Raw genomic sequence first — 4,062 nt, forward strand, 5'->3', positions numbered from 1 at the left:
GCTGTGAAATGTGCGATCAGCCCGCGCTGTGTCGGCTTGTTGTAATAAGGCGTCACCACAAGGGCGGCATCCGCACCGGCCTTCTTGGCGGCAAGTACCAGACGCACGGTCTCGGCTGTGTTGTTCGACCCTGCACCCGCGATCACGGGGATGCGTCCGGCGGGTTCGTTCACGACGATTTCAACCACCAGATCATGCTCGGCATGGGTCAGCGTCGGGCTTTCACCTGTCGTGCCCACAGGCACCAGACCGTGCGAGCCCTGATCAACATGCCAGTTCACGAGTTTTTTCAGCGCATCCACATCGACCTGGCCGTTCAAAAACGGCGTGACGAGGGCGGGGATTGATCCCTTAAACATGGCACGCTTCCTATCTGTTGGTGGCTTGATCCAGCCGCTGTAAAATCGCGCGGACACTAGGCGCAGTTGACAAATCCTACAAGCCCTCTGTTTCGCGCTTTCTGGTGCGGTGATCCCCGCCCGCTTGCCGCTGATTGCCGTGTTTGTGAGTTGTCTTTGTGCGCGCGCAGGTTACGGTACGCGGTATAAAAGAGGTGTGCAGTGAACCTGAAGAAATGTTTTATTCTGTCGCTGGCATTTACCACGGCATTTCCCGCAGTGGCCCAGTCGGTTGATACCAAAAGTGTAGCGGCCATTGATGCCGCCCAAAGCGATTGGCAAGTCGCCGACGAGATCGCGCAGGGTGCCGGTCAGGTTACAGTGGATGCGTTGATGTGGTTGCGCCTGCGCAGTGGCGGGGCCGATTTCGGCGACTATCAGAGCTTTCTGTCCCGCCGCGCGGATTGGCCGGGTTTGGACCGCTTGCGCGCAGAGGCAGAGCTGTCGATTGACGAGAGCGTGACACCAGAGGTTCTGATCTCATGGTTCGCAGAAGAGCCCCCGCAAACCGGCGAAGGCGCTGTACTGCTGGCGCAGGCGCAGTATGCCCTGGGGCAGTCGGACGCAGCCCTTGAAACTTTGCGCGCAACGTGGATTGAACGGCAACTGACGGAAGAAGGGCAAGACGCAATTCTCGCGTCTTTCGGCGAGGCTCTGAAACCCTTTCATGATGCCCGTGTTGAGGCGCTGCTTTGGCGGTCCCGTGCGGCGGATGCAGAGCGGATGTTGCCTTTGTTGTCGCCGGAACAAAGTGCCCTTGCCGCCGCGCGTATCGGGTATATCACCCGCGCCGATAACTTGCCTGCGCTGGTAGACCCGTTGCCGGCCGCACTGCGCGAGGACGCAGGATTTGCCTACAGTCGCTATGCATGGCTTGCGGGGCGTGGCGAACGTACCGATGCCGTCAAGATGTTGCTTGATCGCTCAACCAGTTCTGCGGCATTGGGCGATCCTTTCCGCTGGTCAGGCTGGCGCCGCGTGCTTGCCCGCTGGGAAATGCGTGAAGGCCGCGCAGAACAGGCTTATACGCTGGCCTCGCGCCATCACTTGACCGAGGGTGCGTCCTATGCCGATCTGGAATGGCTCTCGGGGTATATTTCGCTGCTCTATCTTGGTGATCCGGCGCAAGCGCTGGCCCATTTTCAGAATGCTCTGCGGGTGTCCAGCAGTCCGATCTCACTTGGACGGATGCATTACTGGATTGGCCGCGTCCATGAGGTGAAGGGCAATGCCGATCTCGCGGCTGAAGCCTACGGCAACGGTGCAGCGCATCAGACCAGTTTCTATGGCTTGCTGGCCTCAGAAAAGGTAGGTCGCGCTCTGGACCCGTCTTTGAGCGGAACTGTGACGGCGTGGCAGGATGCCCCTGTATTTAACAACGAGCTCGTGCAGGCCGCCCTGATCTTGCTGGCCGGAGGCGAGCGTGGGGCGGCATTTACCTTCTTTGCCCATTTGGGGCAGATACTGAATGCGCAAGAGCTTGCGCAGCTTGGAGCCTATCTGACCGAGATTGACGAGCAGTATTACGCGCTTTTGCTGGGTAAGACCGCTGCGGCGCGTGGTATCCTTATTCCAGACATTTATTACCCCATTCACGATCTGGCTGAGCTGGATCTCCCGGTCGATCCCACGTTGTCCCTTTCGATCGCGCGACGCGAGAGCGAGTTCAACGAAACCATCGGCAGCCCTGTCGGTGCGCTGGGGCTGATGCAGGTCATGCCAGCGACCGCGCAAGAGGTCGCGGGAAACCTTGGGCTTCCTTATGCCAAGGGGCGGTTGACGAATGATTGGCAATATAACGCGACCCTTGGGGCGGCCTATCTTGCCTATCTGGAGGAAGAATTCGGGCGCAGCCCGGTGATGATTGCCGCGGGGTACAATGCCGGACCCAGCAGGCCGAAAAGCTGGATGGATGAACGTGGCGACCCAAGGTTGCTCGAGATGGATATCGTGGACTGGATCGAGCATATCCCGTTCCGCGAGACCCGCAATTACGTGATGCGTGTCACCGAAAGCATCCCGATATATGAAGCGCGTATGACGGGCCGAACCGGTCCGGTGCGCTTTACGGAGTTGCTGATCGGCGAAAAGCCATTGCTTAGACCACGTGCGCGGCCGTCCCCCGTTTTGGCCAATACTGCACCCGATATCAGGCCTGTCCCGCGGCCCTGATATCAGGCCCTCGGTCTTGACCGCCACAGCGTGAACAGACCCGCTGCGACAACAATCGCTGCACCGATCGCAACATTCGGGCGCAGTGTTTCACCAAGAAGCAAAAGCCCGATGGCGCTGGCGAAGACAAGTTGCAGATAGGCAAAGGGCTGCACCTCGCTGGCCTCTGCCACCTCGTAGGTCTTGATCAGTAGCCAATGCCCGCCCGCACCGGTGATGCAGAGTGCTGCCATCCATTGCCAGTCCGCTGCCGTCATGGGCTCCCAGAACCAGATACCGATGATGGTCATGACCACCCCTCCGGAAGTGCCGGTCCAGAAAAAGGATGTGGCGGTGTTGTCTTTACGCGCCGCATAACGGGTTAGCAGACCGTAGAGCGCAAACATAAAGGCAGAGGCCAGAGGTACAACTGCGGCAGGCGCGAAGACGGCGTATCCGGGTTGCAGGATCACCAAGACCCCGATGAAGCCGATACCAATTGCCCCCCAGCGCCGCCAGCCGACTTTTTCGCCCAGGACAGGGCCGGACAAGGCTGCGATCAGGAGGGGATAACACGCGAAGATTGCATGGCTTTCGACTAAACCTAGCAGGACGAAGGCGCTGACCATGACACAGATTTCCAGCGCAAGCAGTGTGCCGCGCGTGATTTGCAGGATCGGTTGCTTGGTCGCTGCCGCGGCGCGGACCGACCCGGATTGCCGCGTGGCGATTGTGATGACAAAGGCCGCAAAGAACCAATAGCGGATCATCACGATCATGATGACGTTGTAGTTTTCCGCCAGATGCCGCGAGATGCCATCCTGAACGGCAAAGATAAAGGTCGTCGCGATCATCAACAGGATGCCGAGGCGTGGGTTATTCTGCATCAGGCATCCTTGCGCGGGTCATGTGGCGTTTGCGGCCAAAGCCGACGGTGCGCGTGACGTCGAAACCTGCGCTGGCGAGCGACTGCCGGACATGACCAGCGGCGGAATAGGTGGCGGCGGTGCCGCCGGGTTTGGTGTGGGTCGCGACGGCCTGCAAAAGGTCAGGCTCCCACAGTTCGGGGTTCTTTGCGGGCGAAAACCCGTCAAGGAACCACGCGTCTGCTTTGCCCTCCCACGCAGGCACGGTCTTGCGGGCGTCGCCCCTGATCACATGGAGCGTGGGGCCATTGCTAAGCGTGATTTGCTCTTTCTGCGGGGTCCACTCGGACAGGAGAATTTCAGCGAGAGCCCCGACCTGGGGAAAGTGTCTGAGCGCTTCGCGCATATCGTCCAGTTGCATCGGGAAGGCCTCAAACGACGTAAATCGCAGATGTCCGGGGCATCCGGCCTTGTCCCACGCTGCCCACGTGACCAACAGGTTCAATCCGGTGCCGAACCCCAACTCTGCAATCTGGAAATCACCACCAAAGCGCGCGGGCAGATCGTTACCCACCAGAAAAACATGCGCGGTCTCGGCCAACCCGTCATCCAGCGAATAATAGGGATCATCGAATGCCGTCGCGATC

Annotated in this window: 4 protein-coding genes; 1 reads left to right on the forward strand and 3 read right to left on the reverse strand. The window is 59.6% G+C overall.

Translation table 11 applies throughout. The features are described 5' to 3' along the window. Positions 1 to 359: dihydrodipicolinate synthase family protein (locus R6T97_RS12410; RefSeq protein ID WP_410349609.1), on the reverse strand; the 359-nt coding region annotated here is incomplete at its 3' end. Positions 360 to 560: 201 nt separating this feature from the next. On the opposite strand from R6T97_RS12410, the gene R6T97_RS12415 reads away from it, so the two are divergent. Further along, positions 561 to 2,570, forward strand: coding sequence for a transglycosylase SLT domain-containing protein (locus tag R6T97_RS12415; RefSeq protein WP_410349610.1), 2,010 nt, complete (start codon positions 561 to 563; stop codon positions 2,568 to 2,570). A gap of 2 nt (positions 2,571 to 2,572) precedes the next feature. On the opposite strand, the gene R6T97_RS12420 is transcribed toward R6T97_RS12415, so the two are convergent. After that, positions 2,573 to 3,436 (reverse strand): DMT family transporter, encoded by an 864-nt coding sequence (locus R6T97_RS12420; protein ID WP_410349611.1) that lies wholly within the window; start codon positions 3,434 to 3,436, stop codon positions 2,573 to 2,575. After that, a complete protein-coding gene (mnmD, locus tag R6T97_RS12425; protein WP_410349612.1) occupies positions 3,426 to 4,061 on the reverse strand; it encodes a tRNA (5-methylaminomethyl-2-thiouridine)(34)-methyltransferase MnmD in 636 nt (211 codons plus the stop codon). Before mnmD ends, R6T97_RS12420 begins: the two co-directional genes overlap by 11 nt. Position 4,062 lies beyond the last annotated feature (1 nt).

It is taken from the genome of Yoonia sp. (genome assembly GCF_046498525.1).
GTDB lineage: Bacteria > Pseudomonadota > Alphaproteobacteria > Rhodobacterales > Rhodobacteraceae > Yoonia.

What these genes read in the sequence shown, in the direction of transcription:
- R6T97_RS12420 (WP_410349611.1), bottom strand. Translation starts at nt 3,436, where the DNA reads ATGCAGAATAACCCACGCCTCGGCATCCTGTTGATGATCGCGACGACC.